General features: G+C 59.2%; 18 protein-coding genes and 2 tRNA genes. 14 read left to right on the top strand and 6 right to left on the bottom strand.

Features of this window, described 5'->3' with window-relative positions; translation table 11 throughout:
• Window positions 1-210: 210 nt before the first annotated feature.
• From IB254_RS15405 to IB254_RS15385, 5 genes are read left to right on the top strand one after another with little or no spacing between them, the layout of a single operon-like run.
• Window positions 211-993, top strand: coding sequence for a transporter substrate-binding domain-containing protein (locus IB254_RS15405; RefSeq protein ID WP_008030070.1), 783 nt, complete (start codon window positions 211-213; stop codon window positions 991-993).
• Between the two features lie 56 nt (window positions 994-1,049).
• Entirely contained in the window at window positions 1,050-1,778 is a 729-nt protein-coding gene (locus tag IB254_RS15400; protein WP_008030068.1) for an ABC transporter permease, read from the top strand.
• Window positions 1,775-2,485, top strand: a complete 711-nt coding sequence (locus IB254_RS15395; RefSeq protein ID WP_008030066.1) for an ABC transporter permease — start codon at window positions 1,775-1,777, stop codon at window positions 2,483-2,485. Before IB254_RS15400 ends, IB254_RS15395 begins: the two co-directional genes overlap by 4 nt.
• Window positions 2,486-2,497: 12 nt before the next feature.
• The gene (locus tag IB254_RS15390) at window positions 2,498-3,616 is read left to right on the top strand and encodes a succinylglutamate desuccinylase/aspartoacylase family protein (protein WP_192417947.1); all 1,119 of its coding nucleotides are present in this window, start codon (window positions 2,498-2,500) and stop codon (window positions 3,614-3,616) included.
• Window positions 3,617-3,629: 13 nt separating this feature from the next.
• Entirely contained in the window at window positions 3,630-4,394 is a 765-nt protein-coding gene (locus tag IB254_RS15385) for an ABC transporter ATP-binding protein (protein WP_008030062.1), read from the top strand.
• A gap of 135 nt (window positions 4,395-4,529) precedes the next feature.
• Here the strand turns inward: IB254_RS15385 and IB254_RS15380 are convergent, their stop codons facing one another.
• Window positions 4,530-4,739, bottom strand: a complete 210-nt coding sequence (locus IB254_RS15380; protein ID WP_084321795.1) for a hypothetical protein — start codon at window positions 4,737-4,739, stop codon at window positions 4,530-4,532.
• Window positions 4,740-4,846: 107 nt separating this feature from the next.
• A complete protein-coding gene (gene dcd, locus IB254_RS15375) occupies window positions 4,847-5,413 on the bottom strand; it encodes a dCTP deaminase (RefSeq protein ID WP_008030058.1) in 567 nt (188 codons plus the stop codon).
• A 353-nt stretch (window positions 5,414-5,766) separates the two neighbouring features.
• Here dcd and IB254_RS15370 point away from each other — a divergent pair, with 353 nt between their 5' ends.
• Entirely contained in the window at window positions 5,767-5,976 is a 210-nt protein-coding gene (locus IB254_RS15370) for a cold-shock protein (protein WP_002554837.1), read from the top strand.
• Between the two features lie 109 nt (window positions 5,977-6,085).
• Here the strand turns inward: IB254_RS15370 and IB254_RS15365 are convergent, their stop codons facing one another.
• Window positions 6,086-7,093, bottom strand: a complete 1,008-nt coding sequence (locus tag IB254_RS15365; RefSeq protein WP_192417946.1) for a DUF481 domain-containing protein — start codon at window positions 7,091-7,093, stop codon at window positions 6,086-6,088.
• 258 nt (window positions 7,094-7,351) lie between these two features.
• Here IB254_RS15365 and IB254_RS15360 point away from each other — a divergent pair, with 258 nt between their 5' ends.
• From IB254_RS15360 to IB254_RS15345, 4 genes are all read left to right on the top strand, one after another.
• A complete protein-coding gene (locus tag IB254_RS15360; RefSeq protein WP_008030054.1) occupies window positions 7,352-7,705 on the top strand; it encodes an MGMT family protein in 354 nt (117 codons plus the stop codon).
• A 43-nt stretch (window positions 7,706-7,748) separates the two neighbouring features.
• Window positions 7,749-9,308, top strand: coding sequence for an AmpG family muropeptide MFS transporter (locus IB254_RS15355; RefSeq protein ID WP_192417945.1), 1,560 nt, complete (start codon window positions 7,749-7,751; stop codon window positions 9,306-9,308).
• Between the two features lie 142 nt (window positions 9,309-9,450).
• A complete protein-coding gene (locus IB254_RS15350) occupies window positions 9,451-11,166 on the top strand; it encodes a proline--tRNA ligase (RefSeq protein WP_192417944.1) in 1,716 nt (571 codons plus the stop codon).
• A gap of 17 nt (window positions 11,167-11,183) precedes the next feature.
• Window positions 11,184-12,137 carry a hypothetical protein gene (locus IB254_RS15345; protein WP_192417943.1) on the top strand — a complete coding sequence of 318 codons (954 nt, stop codon included), beginning with the start codon at window positions 11,184-11,186 and terminating at the stop codon, window positions 12,135-12,137.
• Window positions 12,138-12,250: 113 nt separating this feature from the next.
• Here the strand turns inward: IB254_RS15345 and dinB are convergent, their stop codons facing one another.
• Window positions 12,251-13,312, bottom strand: coding sequence for a DNA polymerase IV (dinB, locus tag IB254_RS15340; RefSeq protein ID WP_008030047.1), 1,062 nt, complete (start codon window positions 13,310-13,312; stop codon window positions 12,251-12,253).
• A 301-nt stretch (window positions 13,313-13,613) separates the two neighbouring features.
• On the opposite strand from dinB, the gene IB254_RS15335 reads away from it, so the two are divergent.
• The 4 genes from IB254_RS15335 (at window position 13,614) to IB254_RS15320 (ending at window position 18,355) form a co-directional block, all read left to right on the top strand.
• Window positions 13,614-13,690, top strand: a tRNA-Met gene (locus IB254_RS15335).
• Between the two features lie 372 nt (window positions 13,691-14,062).
• Window positions 14,063-14,139 (top strand) — tRNA-Met (locus IB254_RS15330).
• A 278-nt stretch (window positions 14,140-14,417) separates the two neighbouring features.
• Window positions 14,418-17,060 carry a bifunctional lysylphosphatidylglycerol flippase/synthetase MprF gene (mprF, locus tag IB254_RS15325; RefSeq protein ID WP_192417942.1) on the top strand — a complete coding sequence of 881 codons (2,643 nt, stop codon included), beginning with the start codon at window positions 14,418-14,420 and terminating at the stop codon, window positions 17,058-17,060.
• Window positions 17,060-18,355 (top strand): virulence factor family protein, encoded by a 1,296-nt coding sequence (locus IB254_RS15320; RefSeq protein ID WP_192417941.1) that lies wholly within the window; start codon window positions 17,060-17,062, stop codon window positions 18,353-18,355. The genes mprF and IB254_RS15320 overlap by 1 nt, the downstream gene beginning before the upstream one ends.
• 209 nt (window positions 18,356-18,564) lie before the next feature.
• Here IB254_RS15320 and IB254_RS15315 read toward each other — a convergent pair whose 3' ends face one another.
• Both IB254_RS15315 and IB254_RS15310 read right to left on the bottom strand, forming a co-directional pair.
• Window positions 18,565-19,236: a PP2C family protein-serine/threonine phosphatase gene (locus IB254_RS15315; protein ID WP_192417940.1), complete on the bottom strand. Its 672-nt coding sequence runs from the start codon at window positions 19,234-19,236 to the stop codon at window positions 18,565-18,567.
• Complete coding sequence (locus tag IB254_RS15310) at window positions 19,233-19,931, bottom strand: hypothetical protein (RefSeq protein WP_192417939.1); 699 nt, start codon at window positions 19,929-19,931, stop codon at window positions 19,233-19,235. Before IB254_RS15310 ends, IB254_RS15315 begins: the two co-directional genes overlap by 4 nt.
• Window position 19,932: the final 1 nt, after the last annotated feature.

The following is a 19,932-nucleotide window of genomic DNA, read 5'->3' as shown; positions in this document are numbered from 1 at the left end:
AAAAGCAGGACCGTGCGCTCAATGACGGTGCAGCTATTTCCCGGCGCCCGTTTTCGTGCATAAATCCCGTCCAGCCATTTCTTGAATCACCTTTTAAAACGCTTGTTCGGGACTCTGGTTCGGAAATTGCTACTTTCAATAGGTCTTACGCTTTCCAGTAACAATAATTCTGCGCCACAAGCGCTCATATTGGTTCTTAGGGATTGAATAATGAAAAAAGCATTGCTGACCCTTTCTGCACTGGCGTTGTGCATGGCTGCCGGCTCCGCGCTGGCCAAGGAATACAAAGAACTGCGTTTTGGCGTTGACCCTTCCTACGCACCGTTTGAGTCGAAAGCGGCCGACGGTAGCCTGGTGGGCTTTGATATCGATCTGGGCAATGCCATCTGTGCCGAGCTGAAGGTCAAGTGCAAATGGGTCGAAAGCGATTTCGACGGCATGATTCCGGGCCTGAAGGCCAACAAATTCGACGGTGTGATCTCTTCGATGACCGTCACCCCGGCCCGCGAAAAAGTCATCGACTTCTCCAGCGAGCTGTTCTCCGGCCCAACCGCTTATGTGTTCAAGAAAGGTTCCGGCCTGACCGAAGACGTCGCGTCCCTGAAAGGCAAGACCGTAGGCTACGAGCAAGGCACCATCCAGGAAGCCTATGCCAAGGCCGTGCTGGACAAGGCTGGCGTGAAAACCCAGGCCTATCAGAACCAGGATCAGGTGTATTCGGACCTGATGTCCGGTCGCCTCGATGCCGCGATCCAGGACATGTTGCAAGCCGAACTGGGCTTTTTGAAGTCGCCAAAGGGCGAAGGCTACGAAGTCAGCAAGCCGGTTGACAGCGAATTGCTGCCAGCCAAAACAGCTATCGGTATCTCTAAAGGTAACAAAGACCTCAAGGCACTTTTGGATAAAGGTATCAAAGCGTTACACGATGATGGCACCTACGCCACCATTCAGAAGAAACACTTTGGCGATCTGAATCTGTACAGCGGCAAATAATGCCCGGCGCCCATCTCGCGATGGGCGCTTTTTTTATCCGATCAGGTTGCTGATTTATGTTCGAAAACCTATTACAAAATCTGGGGCTCTCTGCCTTCAGCCTCAAGGGCTTCGGTCCGTTGCTGATGGAAGGCACCTGGATGACCATCAAATTATCGGCGTTGTCGCTGCTGGTGGCCGTGTTGCTCGGCCTGCTCGGCGCCAGTGCCAAACTGTCAAAAGTCAAACTCGTGCGCGTCCCGGCGCAGGTCTACACCACGCTGATTCGCGGCGTGCCGGACCTGGTGCTGATGCTGCTGATTTTCTACAGCCTGCAAACCTGGTTGACGTCGTTCACCGATTTCATGGAATGGGAATACATCGAGATCAACCCGTTCAGCGCCGGGGTCATCACCCTGGGCTTCATTTATGGCGCGTACTTCACCGAAACCTTTCGTGGCGCGATTCTCGCGGTACCCCGGGGCCAGGTCGAAGCGGCCACCGCCTATGGCCTCAAACGTGGCCAGCGGTTCTGGATCGTGGTGTTCCCGCAGATGATGCGTTTTGCCCTGCCGGGTATCGGTAACAACTGGATGGTGATGCTCAAGGCTACCGCGCTGGTGTCAATCATCGGCCTCGCCGACCTGGTCAAGGCTGCCCAGGACGCCGGCAAAAGCAGTTATCAACTGTTCTACTTCCTGGTGCTGGCGGCGCTGATTTACCTGCTGATCACCAGCGCCTCCAACGTCATCCTGCGCTGGCTTGAACGCCGCTACGCCGCTGGTTCCCGGGAGGCCGTACGATGATCGAACTCCTGCAGGAATACTGGAAACCCTTCCTTTACACCGACGGCTACAACATCACCGGCCTGGCCATGACCCTGTGGCTGCTCAGTGCGTCGATCTTCATCGGTTTCCTGGTGTCGATCCCGCTGTCCATCGCCCGAGTGTCGCCGCACTTCTACATTCGCTGGCCGGTGCAGTTCTACACCTACCTGTTTCGCGGGACGCCGCTGTATATCCAGCTGCTGATTTGCTACACCGGCATCTACAGCCTGGCCGCCGTGCGAGAGCAGCCGATACTCGATGCGTTCTTTCGCGACGCGATGAACTGCACCATCCTCGCCTTCGCCCTGAACACCTGCGCCTACACCACGGAGATTTTCGCCGGGGCGATTCGCAGCATGGCCCACGGTGAAGTCGAAGCGGCCAAAGCCTACGGCCTGACCGGCTGGAAGCTGTATGCCTACGTGATCATGCCGTCAGCCCTGCGTCGCTCGCTGCCTTATTACAGCAACGAAGTGATCCTGATGCTGCACTCGACCACCGTGGCGTTCACCGCGACCATCCCGGACATCCTGAAAGTCGCGCGGGACGCCAACTCGGCGACCTTCCTGACCTTCCAGTCGTTCGGCATCGCCGCGCTGATCTACCTGACCGTCACCTTTGCGCTGGTCGGCCTGTTCCGCCTCGCCGAACGCCGATGGCTGGCGTTCCTCGGGCCGACCCACTAGGACTTTTCGCACATGCGCCACCAGATACATGACTTGCTGGCCCCGCTGCCGGGGACCGCACGACAGATTCACAGCTTCCACTTCGGCCCGACGTCGGCCCAGAGCAAAATCTACATCCAGGCGTCCCTGCACGCCGATGAAATGCCCGGCATGCTGGTCGCCTGGCACCTCAAACAACGCCTGGCCGAGCTGGAAGCCGCCGGCCACCTGCGCAGCGAAATCGTGCTGGTGCCGATTGCCAACCCGGTCGGTCTCGAACAAGTGCTGATGGATGTACCGCTGGGCCGCTACGAGCTCGAAAGCGGGCAGAACTTCAACCGCTGGTTCGTCGATTTGAGCGAGGAAGTCGGCAATGAGATCGAAGGCCAGCTCGGCGACGATCCGCAGCGCAACCTCGAACTGATCCGCAACAAACTGCGCCAGGCTCTGGCGCGACAGACTGCCAGCACTCAACTGCAATCCCAGCGCCTGATCCTGCAACGACTGGCCTGTGACGCGGACATGGTGCTGGACCTGCATTGCGATTTCGAAGCGGTCGCGCACCTCTACACCACGCCCGAGGCCTGGCCACAGGTCGAACCGCTGGCCCGCTACATCGGTGCCGAAGCAAGTCTGCTGGCCACCGATTCCGGCGGTCAGTCATTCGACGAGTGTTTCACCCTGCTCTGGTGGCAGTTGAAAGAGCGCTTCGGCGAACACTTCGACATTCCGCTCGGCAGCTTCTCGGTCACCGTCGAATTGCGTGGCCAGGGCGACGTCAATCACCCGTTGGCCAGCCTCGACTGCCAGGCGTTGATCGATTACCTGATTCACTTCGGCGCGATTGCCGGCGAACCGGCGCCAGTGCCGGAACTGCCGTATCCCGCCACGCCGCTGGCGGCCGTCGAACCGGTGGCCACGCCCGTGGGCGGTTTGCTGGTGTTCACCGCGCTGCCGGGGGAATACCTGGAGGCCGGGCAACTGATCGCCGAAATCGTCGACCCGATCAACGATCTCGTCACCCCCGTTCACTGCACCGTCGCCGGGCTGATGTACGCCCGCTCGCTACGGCGCATGGCCACTGCCGGCATGGTGATCGCCCACGTCGCGGGCACCGAAGCCTATCGCAGCGGCTACCTACTTTCGCCTTGAGGATGCATGCCCCATGTACAAACTGACCATCGAAGGCCTGCATAAAAGCTATGGCGATCATCATGTGCTCAAAGGCGTTTCACTCAAGGCCAACACCGGCGACGTCATCAGCCTGATCGGCGCCAGCGGCTCGGGCAAAAGTACCTTTCTGCGTTGCATCAACTTTCTCGAGCAACCCAACGACGGCGCCATGAGCCTGGACGGCCAGAACATCCGCATGATCAAGGATCGTCACGGCATGCACGTGGCCGACGCCGATGAACTGCAACGGATCCGCACCCGCCTGGCCATGGTGTTCCAGCACTTCAACCTGTGGAGCCACATGACCGTGCTGGAAAACATCACCATGGCTCCGCGCCGGGTGCTGGGTTGCAGCAAGCAGGAAGCCGAGGACCGCGCACGTCGTTACCTCGACAAGGTTGGCCTGGCCGCACGCGTGGCGGACCAGTACCCGGCGTTTCTTTCCGGGGGCCAGCAACAACGGGTCGCCATTGCCCGCGCATTGGCCATGGAGCCGGAAGTCATGCTGTTCGACGAGCCAACGTCGGCGCTCGACCCGGAGCTGGTGGGTGAAGTGCTCCGAGTGATCCAGGGCCTCGCCGAAGAAGGCCGGACCATGATCATGGTGACCCACGAAATGAGCTTCGCCCGCAAAGTGTCGAGTCAGGTGCTGTTTCTGCACCAGGGCCTGGTCGAGGAAGAAGGCGCGCCGGAAGACGTGCTGGGCAATCCGAAGAGTGAACGGCTGAAGCAGTTCCTCAGCGGCAACCTCAAGTAAAAGATCACCGATAAACCTGTGGGAGCGAGCCTGCTCGCGATGACGCCAGTGCATTCAACGCTGAATGAACTGAAAGTCCGCTATCGCGAGCAAGCTTTGCTCCTACCAATACAAGCCATTCATTCGCGTGGTTGATCACACAACCGGCGCGGGAGGCGGCTCATCCGGCAGGGTCGGCTCACCGGGTTCGGTCGGTTGTTCGTTGGGGGTATCGGGATCAGGCTGGCCGGGGATGCCCCCCGCCATGCTGATGGGCGGATGTGCCAGCAACGACCAGGCCAAAACGCCAACCTGATTGGGCTCAAGCCTTGCCAGTTCGGCACTTATACGCGGGTCGATCTTCATATAGCACTCCTCAGCGATGGCCCGATCCGCCTTGCGCAGATCGGAGCAGTACACCCCATAGAGTGTACGCTCGCCCAGGAATTCCCACGGTTTGTCAGACGGTTGACTCAGGTGCGTGGCAGCGTTACGCCGCGTTGGCCCTGATACTTGCCGCCACGGTCCTTGTAGGACACTTCGCACTCTTCGTCGGATTCAAGGAACAGCATCTGCGCCACGCCTTCGTTGGCGTAGATCTTCGCCGGCAGGTTGGTGGTGTTCGAGAATTCCAGGGTCACGTGCCCCTCCCACTCAGGCTCAAGCGGGGTGACGTTGACGATGATGCCGCAGCGGGCATAGGTGCTTTTGCCCAGGCAAATGGTCAATACGTTGCGCGGAATACGGAAGTATTCGACGGTGCTGGCCAGGGCGAAGGAGTTCGGCGGGATGATGCAGACGTCGCTGTGGATATCGACGAAGCTGCCGGCATCGAAGTTTTTCGGGTCGACGATGGCCGAATTGATGTTGGTGAACACTTTGAAGTGATTGGTGCAGCGAACGTCGTAGCCGTAACTCGACACGCCGTAGGAGATCACTCGGCTATCGTCGCTGCCGCGCACCTGGCGCTCGACGAACGGTTCGATCATGCCCTGCTCTTGCGCCATGCGGCGAATCCACTTGTCCGATTTGATGCTCATGGCGGGTGTCCTGAATAGCGAGGTGGAAAAAATCTGTCCGGCATCTTACCGGGGCGCGCCGCCGGTTCAAAGTCCGGGGCACAATTCTTGGCGATCCCCCTTAAATTCCGGACCTCGACGGCAATACAATGCACCGTCAGTCACGAAAACAGAGAAACCTTCGCAGGAAGCATTGGCACGTTCCGGAAAAAGGGTTAAGGTGGCGCCACTGTGCTGCTTGTGTCACTGAGAATCTCTACACGATATGTTGAATTTCGATCCAACCATCTACAAGAATTTTTCCTGCTCTTTGCACTCAGTCTCGGCCAGGGTTCTTCCTGAGTCGCAGTTATCTTTGTTCAAGGAGTTACACCATGTCTAATCGCCAAACTGGTACCGTTAAGTGGTTCAACGATGAAAAAGGCTTCGGCTTCATCACTCCACAATCCGGTGACGACCTGTTCGTTCACTTCAAAGCTATCCAATCCGACGGCTTCAAAAGCCTGAAAGAAGGCCAACAGGTTTCTTTCATCGCTACCCGCGGTCAGAAAGGCATGCAAGCTGAAGAAGTTCAAGTTATCTAACTTGTACTTGCTTTAGTAAAAAGCCCCGCCCTTAAAAGCGGGGCTTTTTTGTGCCTGTGTGTTTTACAGGCAAAAAAAATCGCAGCCCATGGCTGCGATTTTTTTCGTCTTACCAGGCCACACCGAACCCTGCGGTGTAGCGGGTCTTGTCCAGATCGGCATCGTCTGTACCGCTGATGATGTCTCGCTCGGCCTTCAGGTTAAGCGACGCCCACTCGGTCACTTTGTAGCGCAAGCCCATTTCGGCATCGAGCGCATAATCCGCCACACCCGACAACGGCTTGCCCACTTCGCCATTGGTGAAGAATTCCACCTTCTTGCCGATCAGGTAGCGGTTGTAATCCCACTTCATCGCCAGGGAATAGAAGTTTTCCTTGCTGCCGTCGGAGAACTGGTAGTCCGTGCGGTTGACCAGCGAGCCGAGCGAGAATGCACCTAGCTCGTCATCCCAAAACTGGTAACCCGGACCGGTACCGACGGTGCGCTGACGGGAGAGTTCTTCAACCTTGTCGCGCTTATAAACCGCACGGCCCTGCCAGAACCACTTCTCGGTCAGGAAGCGGTCGAGCGAGTACTCGCCCCGCCAGTTGTCGGTAGTGACCACGTCATCCTGGAATTCTCGGTTGTACTCGCCTTCGGCGATATGCCGCCATCTGCCATGGCGCGCAGTGGTCTTGAAGTCGACATCGTAGTCGTCGGTGTCCTTTTCCGCCCGCTGGTAATCCAGCGCCGCATCGATATTGCCTTTCCAGACCAGATCTTCAACCACCGGTTTGGGCTTGAGAATCTGCTGGATACTCGCCAGTTCGACGGTCTTCGGTGCCTCGCCGTTTTCCAGCGTCACCTTGCCGTCGTCTGCCGCGTGCAGCGACTTGGCCTTCTCACCGCTGTAGGCATCCTGCTTGACCAGCAACTCCTGATCGCTCTCCAGGGTTTTGACCTGCTTCCAATCGATCGGAACCGAACCGGCGTATTCGGTCTGGATCACCAGCTTGCCGCCGTCGAACAGAGTGATCTTGCCACTCAGCTTGTCACCGTTCTTTAACCAAACGGTGTCGGCGAGCAAGGGCGTGGAAGCACTCAGGACAGCGAGGCACAACAGGGTTCTGGACACCATAAGCAAAGACAGGCTCAAGTTTGCGAAAAAAATCGGCATTATCCATAGGAATAAGGCCCTAACAAGGACTGACCCGCCTATCTCTATCGAGTTCATTTCTCAATTACTGATCGAGGATTTACCCTACAGACGGTCAGCCACTGTAGGTGCGAGCCTGCTCGCGATAAACTCAAGATCGACGCATTTTCCCAGACAGCTCGCGTTATCGTTAACGACCATCGCCGGCAAGCCGGCCTCGCTCCTACAGGGATCCCGGATGTGACCGACGCCGATGCAGAAACCGAAAGCCCTGCGCAAATCCGACGCACGGCGCTGTACCTCACTCTGGCGCAGGTGCCCGAGGGCAAAGTCGTGAGTTATGGTCAACTTGCCGAACTCGCAGGACTGGGTCGCGCCGCGCGCTGGGTCGGGCGTACGCTCAGCCAGTTGCCCGGCGACACCAAACTGCCCTGGCACCGGGTGCTCGGCGCCGGCGGTCGGATCAGCCTGCCCGTGGGCAGTCCTTCAGGGGACGAGCAACGCGCACGATTGCGCTCCGAAGGCGTCAGTGTCCTGAACAATCGTGTTGATATTCAGCGCCATGGCTGGCGCCCGGTAGAGCACAGCGGTTAGAGTGCGCGCTTTGTTTCCGTAATCTTGAGGCAGACTTCAGCCCATGCCCCGTAAAACCTGGCGCGCCGCGCTCGCCGCCTATGCCAGCCCATCGACACTTGTGCTGTTGTTGCTTGGTTTCGCCGCCGGCCTGCCCTACATGCTGGTGTTTTCGACACTGTCAGTCTGGTTGCGTGAAGCCGGTGTGGCTCGCGAAACCATCGGCTATGCAAGCCTGATCGGTCTGGCCTACGCCTTTAAATGGGTCTGGTCACCGTTGCTGGACCAATGGCGCCTGCCATTACTCGGCAAGCTCGGTCGCCGTCGATCGTGGCTGGTACTTTCCCAGGCACTGGTAATCCTCGGCTTGATCGGGATGGGTTTCTGCGACCCGCAAAAACACCTGTCCTGGCTGATCGCCATCGCCGTAGTCGTGGCCTTCGCCTCGGCGACGCAAGACATCGCGGTCGACGCCTATCGCCTGGAAATCGCCGAGGACAGCCGCCAGGCTGCCCTGGCCGCCAGTTACATGTCCGGCTATCGGATCGCGGCACTGCTGGCCACTGCCGGTGCGCTGTTCTTCGCCGAAGGTTTTGGCTCCACCGGTTTCAACTACAAGCATTCGGCATGGGCCGGCACTTACCTGCTGTTCGGCGCCCTGATGGTTCCGGCGCTGCTGACCTCTTTCTTCATGCGCGAACCGCCAGTGCCGTTGCGCACGCAATTGCAGGCCGGGCGCTACAGCTTCGTGCATCAACTGGCCTCGGTGTTCGTACTGATCGTGCTGCTGGTTTCCGTGCCGGCCATGTTCACCCAGCTCTACAACACCGACTTCGCCAGCGTGCTGTTTGACGGCGTCAGCCTGCTCGACCTGCTGCTCCAGGACCGCGCATTCCTGCGGGCGATCCTCTACACCTCGCTCACCGCGATGTGCCTGTCGGCCATGGGCCGTCGTGGCCTGGCGCCGGTGCTGACACCGGTCAACGACTTCATTCTGCGTTACCGCTGGCAAGCGCTGCTGCTGCTCGGGCTGATCGCCACGTATCGGATGTCGGATACGGTAATGGGCGTGATGGCCAACGTGTTCTATATCGACCAGGGCTTCACCAAGGATCAGATTGCCAGCGTCAGCAAAATCTTCGGCCTGATCATGACGCTGGTCGGCGCCGGCATGGGCGGCCTGTTGATCGTGCGTTTCGGCATCCTGCCGATCCTGTTCATCGGCGGCGTGGCGTCAGCAGGCACCAATTTGTTGTTCCTGATGCTCGCCGACATGGGCGCCAACCTGAACATGCTGATCCTGACCATTTCCCTGGACAACTTCAGCTCGGGCCTGGCGACCTCCGCGTTCGTCGCCTACCTGTCGAGCCTGACCAACCTCAAGTTCTCCGCCACCCAATACGCCCTGCTCAGCTCGATCATGCTCCTGCTGCCGCGCCTGATCGGTGGCTATTCCGGGGTCATGGTGGAAAAATTCGGCTACCATGATTTCTTCCTGATCACCGCGCTGCTGGGCGTTCCGACGCTGGTGTTGATCGCCTTGCACTGGTTCCAGGAGAGCCGCCGCGAAGGCCCAACCCCAAAGCCTGAGCAGGTTCCAGCCCAGGTCGCGGAAGAATCGTAGGCTCCCTTATCCAATAGCATGCAAAGGGCGTGGAGATTCCCGCCCTCCTGCCACACCACCGACCGCGCGCCTGTACGCCAGCAGATCTCGCCCGTACAATGCTCCGTCATTTCTCGTCATCAGCAACCGACAACGGCCAACCATGCGCACCAGTCAATTTTTGCTCGCCACACAGAAAGAAACGCCTTCCGACGCGGTCGTCATCAGCCATCAGCTGATGCTGCGCGCCGGCATGATCCGCAAACTCGCCTCGGGCCTGTACACCTGGCTGCCGATGGGCTTGCGAGTAATGCGCAAGGTCGAAGCCATCGTTCGTGAAGAAATGAACGCCGCAGGCTCTCTTGAAGTGTTGATGCCGAGTACTCAACCGGCTGAACTGTGGCAGGAATCCGGTCGCTGGGAAGAATACGGCCCTGAATTGCTGCGCTTCAAGGATCGCCACGGTCGCGACTTCTGCGCCGGCCCGACCCACGAAGAAGTGATCACCGACCTGATGCGCAACGAGTTGAGCAGCTACAAGCAGCTGCCGATCAACCTGTATCAGATCCAGACCAAATTCCGTGACGAAATCCGCCCACGCTTCGGTTTGATGCGCGGCCGCGAATTCATCATGAAGGACGCCTACTCGTTCCATGCTGACCAGGCTTCGCTGCAGGTCACCTACGACCGCATGCACCAGGCGTACTGCAACGTGTTCACCCGCCTGGGCCTGAAGTTCCGCCCGGTTGAAGCCGATAACGGCTCTATCGGCGGCGCCGGCTCCCACGAATTCCACGTACTGGCCGAATCCGGCGAAGACGACATCGTCTTCAGCAACGGTTCCGACTACGCCGCGAACATCGAGAAAGCCGAAGCCGTACCGCGTGAAACCTCCCGCGCCGCGCCGGCTGAACAGATGCGCCTGGTCGACACCCCAGATACCAAGACCATCGCCGCGCTGGTGGAAAAATTCAATCTGCCGATTGAAAAGACCATCAAAACCCTCGTGGTTCACGCTGAAGAGAAAGGCAAGCTGATTGCCCTGATCATCCGTGGCGACCACGAGCTGAACGAAATCAAGGCCGCCAACCAGCCCGGCGTTGCCAGCCCACTGGTCATGGCGTCCGAAAGCGAGCTGCGCGACGCCATTGGCGCCGGCGCCGGTTCCCTCGGCCCGTTGAACCTGCCACTGCCGATCATCATCGACCGTTCCGTCGAGCTGATGAGCGACTTCGGTATCGGTGCGAACATCGACGACAAGCACTACTTCGGCGTGAACTGGGAGCGTGACCTGCCGGTTCCGACCGTTGCCGACCTGCGTAACGTCGTGGCCGGCGATCCGAGCCCGGACGGCAAAGGCACCCTGGAAATCAAGCGCGGCATCGAAGTCGGGCACATCTTCCAGCTGGGCAACAAGTACAGCAAAGCGATGAAGTGCGAAGTGCTGGGCGAGAACGGCAAGCCGGTCACCCTGGAAATGGGTTGCTACGGCATCGGCGTTTCCCGCGTGGTAGCGGCGGCCATCGAGCAGAACAACGACGCCAACGGGATCATCTGGAGCGACACACTGGCTCCATTCCAGATCGCGCTGGTGCCGCTGCGCTACGAAACCGAACAGGTTCGCGAAGCGACCGACAAGCTGTACGCAGAGTTGACTGCGGCCGGCTTCGAAGTGCTGCTGGACGATCGCGACAAGAAAACCAGCCCGGGCATCAAGTTCGCGGACATGGAGCTGATCGGCATTCCTCACCGGATCGTGGTCAGTGACCGCGGCCTCGCCGAAGGCAATCTGGAATACAAGAGCCGCACCGAGCCCGAGGCGCAAGCGCTGCCGGTCGCTGACGTGCTGTCCTTCCTCCAGGCCCGTATCCGCCGCTGACACCAGATAGAGAAGTCATGTTCAAGCGAAACACCTTAGGCCTCGGTGGTGCCGCCCTGTGCGGCACCCTGCTGGTCAGCGGCTGCGCCAATCACATGTCGCAACGCAGCGAGCACGAGGCTCGTGTCGAGCGCAAATTGCTCGATCACAGCCTGCAGATCGATGTCGGTGAGCCCAAGGTGCTTGAGCTGCCGCAACGTCGGGTGAAGATCCACGAGCAGAAGACCTTCGAAGTCACCGAGTTCGAAGTCACCCGTCATTACGATCGCTACACGCCTTACCAACCCTGGCGGGAGGTCTACGAGATCCCGCTGGGCGCGGTGGCCGTGGTGGCCGGTGTCGGCGCGAACGTGGTCAACGTGTTCGCCCTCGGCAACCTGCCGGATAGCGTGACCAAGGACTGGTTCAGCTACGGTTTCGCCGGGCTCAACCCGTTCATGAACGCGCCGTCTCACGGTCGTGCGCAGCAGAACCTCGCCGGCATCGACGAAGTCCAGCTCGACAAGCGCACCGAATACTCGAGCCTGCCCTGGAGCGAGCGTCCGGTGGAGGTCAAGGCCGGCAAGGATACGTTCGAGCTGAGCACCGACAAAAACGGTGTGTTGCGCCTGAATCTGCTGGACAGCCCGTTCGCTGAACATGACATCAATCACCTGAGCCGACTGCTGATCAAGGTCGAAGATAGTCAGGACGATGTGCACACGGACTCGACCCTGGCGGTCAGCAGCTCGTTGCGCGGCAAATTGCTCGAAGCCCACGGGCTGATTTACGACGACCTTGAAGACGACGAAGTGAGCCAGTGGGTACACCGGGTCAAGCGTCTGTCGGAGCTGGGTCTGGAAGAAGAAGCCAGTGAGCTTGAACAGAGTTTGATTGAGCTGACGCGTAACGATCCTGAGTTGCAGACCGAATTCCTCAAGTCGCTGACCAAGGATGCCGGGCGACTCGTCGCGGATCCAGGACCGAACTAGGATTTTGTAGGAGCGAGCCTGCTCGCGATGGTGCGTCAGACACATTGCCGTTAACTGACACACCATCGCGAGCAGGCTCACTCCTACAAGGGCCCCTCGAACTCACCGAAAATCTACCGCTCAAACAACTCCATCTGCTCAAACCCTCCGCGCAAATCCTCCAGCCTCACCCCAATCCCCAACAACCGCACCGGTTTCCCGCCGCGATTGAACGCCTGGGTCAGCAGCAACTGATAACTCCCCAGATCCCGCCCTGCCCCGGCCTGCTCCAGCGTGGTCTGGGTAAAGTCATGGAATTTCACTTTGACGAACGGTTTGCCCGGCCGATAGCTGTTGTCGATTCGCGCCATGCGGCCCGCCAGGGTTTCCAGCAACTCGGGTAACTTATCCAGACAGCTCACCAGATCCGGCAGATCCACGTCATAGGTGTTTTCTACACTGATCGATTGCCGCCGACTGTCGTTGTGCACCAACCGATCATCGATCCCACGGGCCAGACTCCACAATCGCTCGCCAAAACTGCCGAACTCGCGCACCAGCGCCAACTTGTCCCATTCGCGCAAATGCGAGCAATCGACAATGCCGAGCCTGCCCAGTTTGTCGGCAGTCACTTTGCCAACGCCATGGAGCTTGCTGACGGGTAAACCGCTGACGAAATCCTCGACCTGATCCGGCGTAATGACAAACAAGCCATTGGGCTTCTTCCAGTCGCTGGCAATCTTGGCCAGGAACTTGTTCGGCGCCACGCCGGCAGAGACGGTGATGTGCAGCTGATTGGACACCCGACGACGGATGTCCTGGGCAATTCGCGTGGCGCTGCCGCCGAAGTGCGCACTGTCCGACACGTCGAGGTAAGCCTCATCGAGGGAAAGCGGCTCGATCAGGTCGGTGTAATCGCGAAAGATCGTGTGAATTTCCTTCGAGGCTTCCCGGTAGGCGTCCATGCGCGGCTTGACGATGGTCAGGTCAGGGCACAACTTCAAGGCGTGCCCCGACGACATCGCCGAACGCACGCCATACGCCCGTGCTTCATAGTTACAGGTGGCAATCACCCCGCGCCGATCCGCCGAACCACCCACCGCCAGGGGTTTTCCGGCGAGGCGCGGGTCGTCGCGCATCTCGATGGCAGCGTAGAAGCAGTCACAATCGACGTGGATGATTTTTCGCTGGCTCATATAAAAGCGGTGTTCATGGCGTAGAATTGGAGTCAAGGCGTGCCGGATCTGCAGTATCTCACCGACACCTGTATATAGCACCAGTAGTCTGAATGTTCTTACTCAATGGTAGGAAAAGTTACAGATGAATTTATTTTCTCAATCGAAAGCGCACCTGCGATAGAGCTGCAAGCCTTGCCAGGCCTGACTCACAGCCGATCACACCGCCCTCTTTCAGAGCTAAGCGATTGAACCAGAACAGGTTTTATCTGGATTGAAGGTTGACAGCCCGGCGTTCCTCTGTAGAATGCCGACACACAGACGCGGGATGGAGCAGTCTGGTAGCTCGTCGGGCTCATAACCCGAAGGTCGTCGGTTCAAATCCGGCTCCCGCAACCAAACATCAAAAAAGGCTACTCGAAAGAGTGGCCTTTTTTGTGCGCGCGTGTTTTGCCATGCGATTCAATTTCAATTCATGCACGCTTTCTTGTAGGAGCCGGCTTGTCTGCGGGCGGCGTTCCGACGATGGACTCAAGTGCCCCGCGTTAAGCCAGTTTGCACGCGTTATCGTTAACGACCTTCGCCAGCAAGCCGGCTCCTACAGGTAACGCGCCATCGGTGTCTTGTTTTTTGACAGCACGGAGAAATCGTTCTGATTCCGAAACTTAACGCTCCCCTGCGACCGTTCGCCGCTTATTTACGCTTATTTGACCCGGCGCCGGATTAACGGTTGACACACCGGCGTATCTCTATAGAATGCCGCCACACAGACGCGGGATGGAGCAGTCTGGTAGCTCGTCGGGCTCATAACCCGAAGGTCGTCGGTTCAAATCCGGCTCCCGCAACCAAACATCAAAAAAGGCTACTCGAAAGAGTGGCCTTTTTTGTATCTGTTGAAAAAGTCCTTTCGCAACAATGACCTGTCACTGTGTAGGGAAGCGTTCGGGATCACCTGAGTTCTGAGTTCAGACTATGCTGAATCGCAGACAGAACCCCCTACGACGGATGCCATGCCATCGCCGCTGATCGGTGAGAGGCGTTAATATTTGTGATTATTTTTTTCTACAGGGATTGGTAACTTGGCTGGATACCCCCATCCTGTCGCGCACAATCCAAGAGGTGATTGATGCGCGCCAACTCGTCTGATTCACAAGACACCGTCACAGCGACACAACCGATCAAGGCCGAGCGTCTGCGCTTGCTTGATCTGGTCAGCAAGTACCGTCAGCCCATTGGCCTGGCGGTCACCCTGCTGTTGTTCGCTATCGCGCTGATTGCCTGTCGCCACCTGTTGAGCGAACTCGATCTTTACGCTCTGCACGACTCCATTCTCGACGTACCGAAACCGGCACTGCTCGGCGCATTGGCCGCAACCGTGGTCGGCTTCATCATCTTGCTTGGCTACGAATGGTCGGCCAGCCGCTATGCCGGCGTGGCCCTGGCGCCGCGGATTCTTGCCCTGGGCGGGTTCACGGCATTTGCCATCGGTAATGCCATCGGCCTGTCGATGCTCTCGGGAGGCTCGGTTCGCTACCGTTTATATGCGCGTCATGGCCTGGGGGCTTCCGATGTCGCGCACATGACGCTGTTCGCCAGCCTCTCGCTCGGCTGCGCCCTGCCCCCGCTGGCCGCCCTCGCCACGCTCAGCAACCTGCCTGCAGCCTCTGCCGCCCTGGGCCTCTCTCAGATGCTGCTGGGTGCGATTGCCGCCGCTGTATTGCTGCTGTTTACCGTATTGGCCGTCGGCATCTATCGCCGGCGCCTGCCAGAACAGCCTTATGCAGACAACCTGCTGGTCAAGGTCGGCCGTCGCACCTTGCGCCTTCCTGGCCGTCGCCTGACGTTCCTGCAACTGGTCATTACCGCCCTCGACGTAGCCGCCGCCGCAACCGTGCTGTATCTGTTGCTGCCGGAAGCACCACCCTTCGGCGCATTCCTGCTGGTGTACTTGCTGGCGTTGGCCGCAGGCGTGCTCAGCCATGTTCCCGGTGGCGTCGGTGTATTCGAGGCGATTCTGCTGGCCGCCTTCGCCGACAAACTTGGCGCCGCGCCGCTGGCCGCTGCGCTGCTGCTCTATCGCCTGATCTACGTGGTGCTGCCGCTGCTGGTCGCGTGCTTGCTGCTGTTGGTCAATGAAGGCCAGCGTCTGTTTCAAACGCGTCAATCCTTGCGTGCAGCCTCCGGCCTGGCCGCGCCGATTCTGGCGGTGCTGGTGTTCCTGTCCGGCGTGGTGCTGCTGTTTTCCGGCGTGACCCCGGAAATCGATACGCGCCTGGAACACATCGGTTTCCTGATTCCTCATCGACTGGTCGATGCTTCGCACTTCGGCGCCAGCCTGGTCGGCGTGCTTTGCCTGCTGCTGGCCCAGGGCCTGCGTCGGCGCCTGTCCGCCGCGTGGATGCTGACCACCATTCTGTTGCTGGTCGGCGCCGTGCTCTCGCTGCTCAAGGGTTTCGACTGGGAAGAAGCCTGCCTGATGACCCTGACCGCGAGCCTGCTGGGGGTTTTCCGGCGCTCGTTCTATCGCCCGAGCCGCCTGACCGAACTGCCGTTTTCGCCGCTGTATCTGGTGTCGAGCCTTTGTGTACTCGGTGCGTCGATCTGGCTGCTGCTGTTCGCTTATCAGGACGTTCCCTACAGCCATCAACTCTGGTGGCAGTTCACCCTCGACGCCGACGCCCCGCGTGGCTTGCGCTCGCTGCTCGGCGCCGCCGTGTTGCTGGTGGTGGTGTCCCTGACCTGGCTGCTGCGCACCGCACGCCCGGTGATCCACCTGCCCACGCCGGACGAACTGGACCGCGCGGTAAAAATCCTGATGGCTTCCGCACAACCGGACGGTGGCCTCGCCCTGACCGGTGACAAGGCGCTGCTGTTTCACCCTAACGACGAAGCGTTCCTGATGTACGCCCGCCGTGGACGCAGCCTGGTGGCCTTGTATGACCCGATCGGCCCGACCCAGCAACGGGCGGAAATGATCTGGCAGTTCCGCGACCTCTGTGACATCCACCACGCCCGCCCCGTGTTCTATCAAGTACGCGCCGAGAACCTGCCGTACTACATGGACATCGGCCTGACTGCGATCAAGCTCGGCGAAGAAGCCCGGGTCGATCTGCAGCGCTTTGATCTCGAAGCCAAGGGCAAAGAGATGAAAGACCTGCGCTACACCTGGAACCGTGGCACCCGTGATGGCCTGTCGCTGGAGATCCATGAGCCAGGGCATGCGCCGATGGATGAGCTCAAAGTGATTTCCGATGCCTGGCTGACCGGCAAGAACGTGCGCGAGAAAGGCTTCTCCCTCGGTCGTTTCGGTGATGACTACCTCAAGCATTTCCGCATCGCTGTCATCCGTTTCGAAGGGCGCCCGGTGGCGTTCGCCAATTTGCTCGAGACTTTCGGCCATGACCTGGCCAGCCTCGACCTGATGCGCGCGCACCCGGACGCCCCCAAACTGACCATGGAATTCATGATGGTCGGCCTGATTCAACATTATAAAAATCATGGATACGCGCGTTTCAGCCTGGGCATGGTGCCGCTGTCGGGGTTGCAACCCCGTCGTGGCGCACCACTGACCCAGCGTCTGGGCTCGATGGTTTTCCGCCGTGGTGAGCAGCTGTACAACTTCCAAGGCTTGCGCCGCTTCAAAGACAAGTTCCAGCCTGACTGGGAACCCCGTTATATGGCTGTGCCCGCCGGACTCGATCCGCTGGTTGCCCTGGCCGACACTGCTGCCCTGATTGCGGGCGGCTTGACTGGATTGGTGAAACGCTGATGATTCAACGCTCCTTGCGGTACGTACTGGGCACACTGGTAGTGCTGGCCCTGATTCTCGGTGGCGGTTACTGGTACCTCAAACGCCCGGCGCCAGAACCGACGCTCGAACGGCTGACACCGGCCGACGGCGCCGCGATGACCCGCGTCATCCCCGGCAACACGCCGCGCGCCCAGGTGCTGGTGGCGGTCAATGAAGACCAGAAGCTCAGCGACAAACAATTGATGACCCTGAGCCGCAGCGGCTCGGCGCAGATCGTTCAGGTGATCCTGCCCAAGGACTGCCTGTTGCAAAGCCGCGCCCTGCAATCCGGCCTGAGAGAACTCAAAGGCCCGGCGACGCTGGTCAGCGGCATCGGCCCTGGCGCCGTGCTGGCATGGCGCTGGTTGTCCGAGCAGAAGGACGACAAGTCCCAGGCTGTTTCGGTAGACCTGGCCCTGGAAAAACCCGGCTGCACCCACCTGCTGCCGAAAAGCGCCGCTCACGGTCACTGGCTGGTGGCGTGGAACGACAACCCGGACGACACCAGCGCCGGCTTCGTGCGCGACCAACCCAACGCCGAAACCAGCATCAGCGACTACGACATCAACCTGCCGCAAGTACTGAACAATGAACTGCGCAAGCTCCTCGTCGGTGGTGACAAAGCCGCTGGCGGCCTGCAAATTCCAGTGGTTGAAGTCCCGGCCGGCCAGGCAAAGGACACCGTCACCCTGTTCCTTTCCGGTGACGGCGGCTGGCGCGACCTCGACCGCGACGTAGCGGGCGAAATGGCCAAGATCGGCTACCCGGTCGTCGGCATCGACACCCTGCGCTACTACTGGCAGCACAAGAGCCCGGAGCAAAGCGCCCTGGACCTCGCTGAACTGATGCAGCACTACCGGCAGAAATGGGGCACCAAGCGCTTCATCCTGACGGGTTACTCGTTCGGCGCCGACGTCCTGCCGGCAATCTACAACCGCCTGGAAGCCTCGGAACAGCAACGCGTCGACGCAATCATCCTGCTGGCCTTCGCCCGCACCGGCAGCTTCGAAATCGAAGTCGAAGGCTGGCTCGGCAACGCCGGCAAAGAAGCCGCCACCGGCCCGGAAATGGCCAAGCTGCCGCCGGAGAAAGTGGTGTGCATCTTCGGTGAAGAAGAAATCGACGAAAGTGGCTGCACCGACAAAACCGCCGTAGGCGAAGCCATCAAACTGCCCGGCGGCCACCACTTCGACGAGAACTACCCGAAACTGGCCCAACGGTTGGTGGATGTGATCGAGAAGCGCCAACCCAAGGAGACGGCGGCTCAGGAGTGACCTGAACCCGCCCACAAAAAAGCCCCCGCTGCCTTAAGGTAGCGGGGGCTTTTTCATTCCAGCAGACACCATTGTTCCCCTGTAGGAGCGAGACCGGCTTGCCGGCGAAGACGGCGGCACATCCAACATACCTGTGACTGACAGAACGCTTTCGCGAGCAGGCACGCTCCTACCGGCATCTTCGTTTTCGATGTTCTGGATGCCCAGGGCTAGAACTGAACATCTATCCACGTTACGTCATCTTCAACAGCAATAAAGTCGCTATCCGGTGCTGCCAGTAAGCTGCTTTGCTGCGCCTCCGTTAACTCCGCCCAGAAGCCATCGGTAACGAACACCAATCGTTCACCGACGGCCAATGGATGAAAGATAAAGTCTGGTTCCGGGGCACGATTAACCTTCAGGCATCGGGTTACCCGGTTTCGAGCCGGATCGAGCGCCAGCTCACGGTGGGAACGGTCGCGCTTCCAATTGGCCTTGCAGTGGGGCGGCGTAACCCACTCGATCGTGCCTGCCGGTGTCACCACACCGCACGAACAGTCACCCTCATACGCAAGCGTGAGCTTCCCATGAGCAGCGACACCGACCAAGTAACACGTGGCCCCTGTCTGGTCCGCAAACAAAGTGGGGTGAAGCTCGGCCAGTACTGAACTAAGTACCTGCTCAACTGCTCCGTGTTCAGTAATATCGCCCGCCTGATCTATGTGTTTCGGGTAGGCCGCTAAAACACCTTTTACGAAGTATTCAGCCAGTTGGCCACTGCCGGGCTTCGACGTACCGTCCGTGATGACAAACAGCCCGCTGTCGCCGTCGCAGAGAGCTCCAGCACAGTCATGATTGGCTTTCCTGGTCCGTCCCATTACTGATCTGGTGTCATATCTCATGCGTTGCCCAGGTCCTTCATGCGCATGTGGATGAGTCGGCCTCTACCCGGATTCGCCTGCACCGAGCCCGAGCTCTCAATCACATAGTCGATACCACTGAGCGCCGTGAGCTCTCGAATTCCAGCTGTGATGAATTCCTTGAGCTGCGAATCTGCTTGGCTAATCTCCTCCAGAAGCTCTGGACGACCATCAATCAATATGATGATGTCTTCGACATCCTTGTGGTAAGGATCGCCCTTACCACGACCGCTAAAGGCCTCAAGTTTGGTGGCAAGAAAGTAGGTCGGCTTAAAGATCTGGATAACGATACCGCTGGGCAACGTAAATTTATCCGCCTTCGCCAGACCTTCTACGAACCAACGATTGGCATATCCGAGAACCGCTGGATCAGAAGGCATCACGTCAACGACGACATCGTTGAAGCGAAAACGGCAGTTGACCTCATCCTCTCCGGTAATCTTGAAATTCTTGACCGCTAGACGTTCCGTGAGGCGCTGCCATTCGCTGATGCCTGCCAGCTCGATCACCAAGTCAACATCATCGGTGAAACGAATGTCGTCCAGCACAACAGCATCAGTGACCAGCATGGCCGTGGTGCAGCCGCCGACGAAGGCAACTTCAGCGAGAAACTCCTCCCCCAAACCGTCGGCAACAAACTCTATGAGTTCATAGTTGTGATCAGTGTTTGAAGACATG

The sequence above is a fragment of the Pseudomonas sp. PDM03 genome, assembly GCF_014852385.1.
Lineage (GTDB): Bacteria > Pseudomonadota > Gammaproteobacteria > Pseudomonadales > Pseudomonadaceae > Aquipseudomonas > Aquipseudomonas migulae.
Note: the sequence above shows the minus strand (reverse complement) of the source record. Positions and strands in the feature narration are given on the sequence as shown.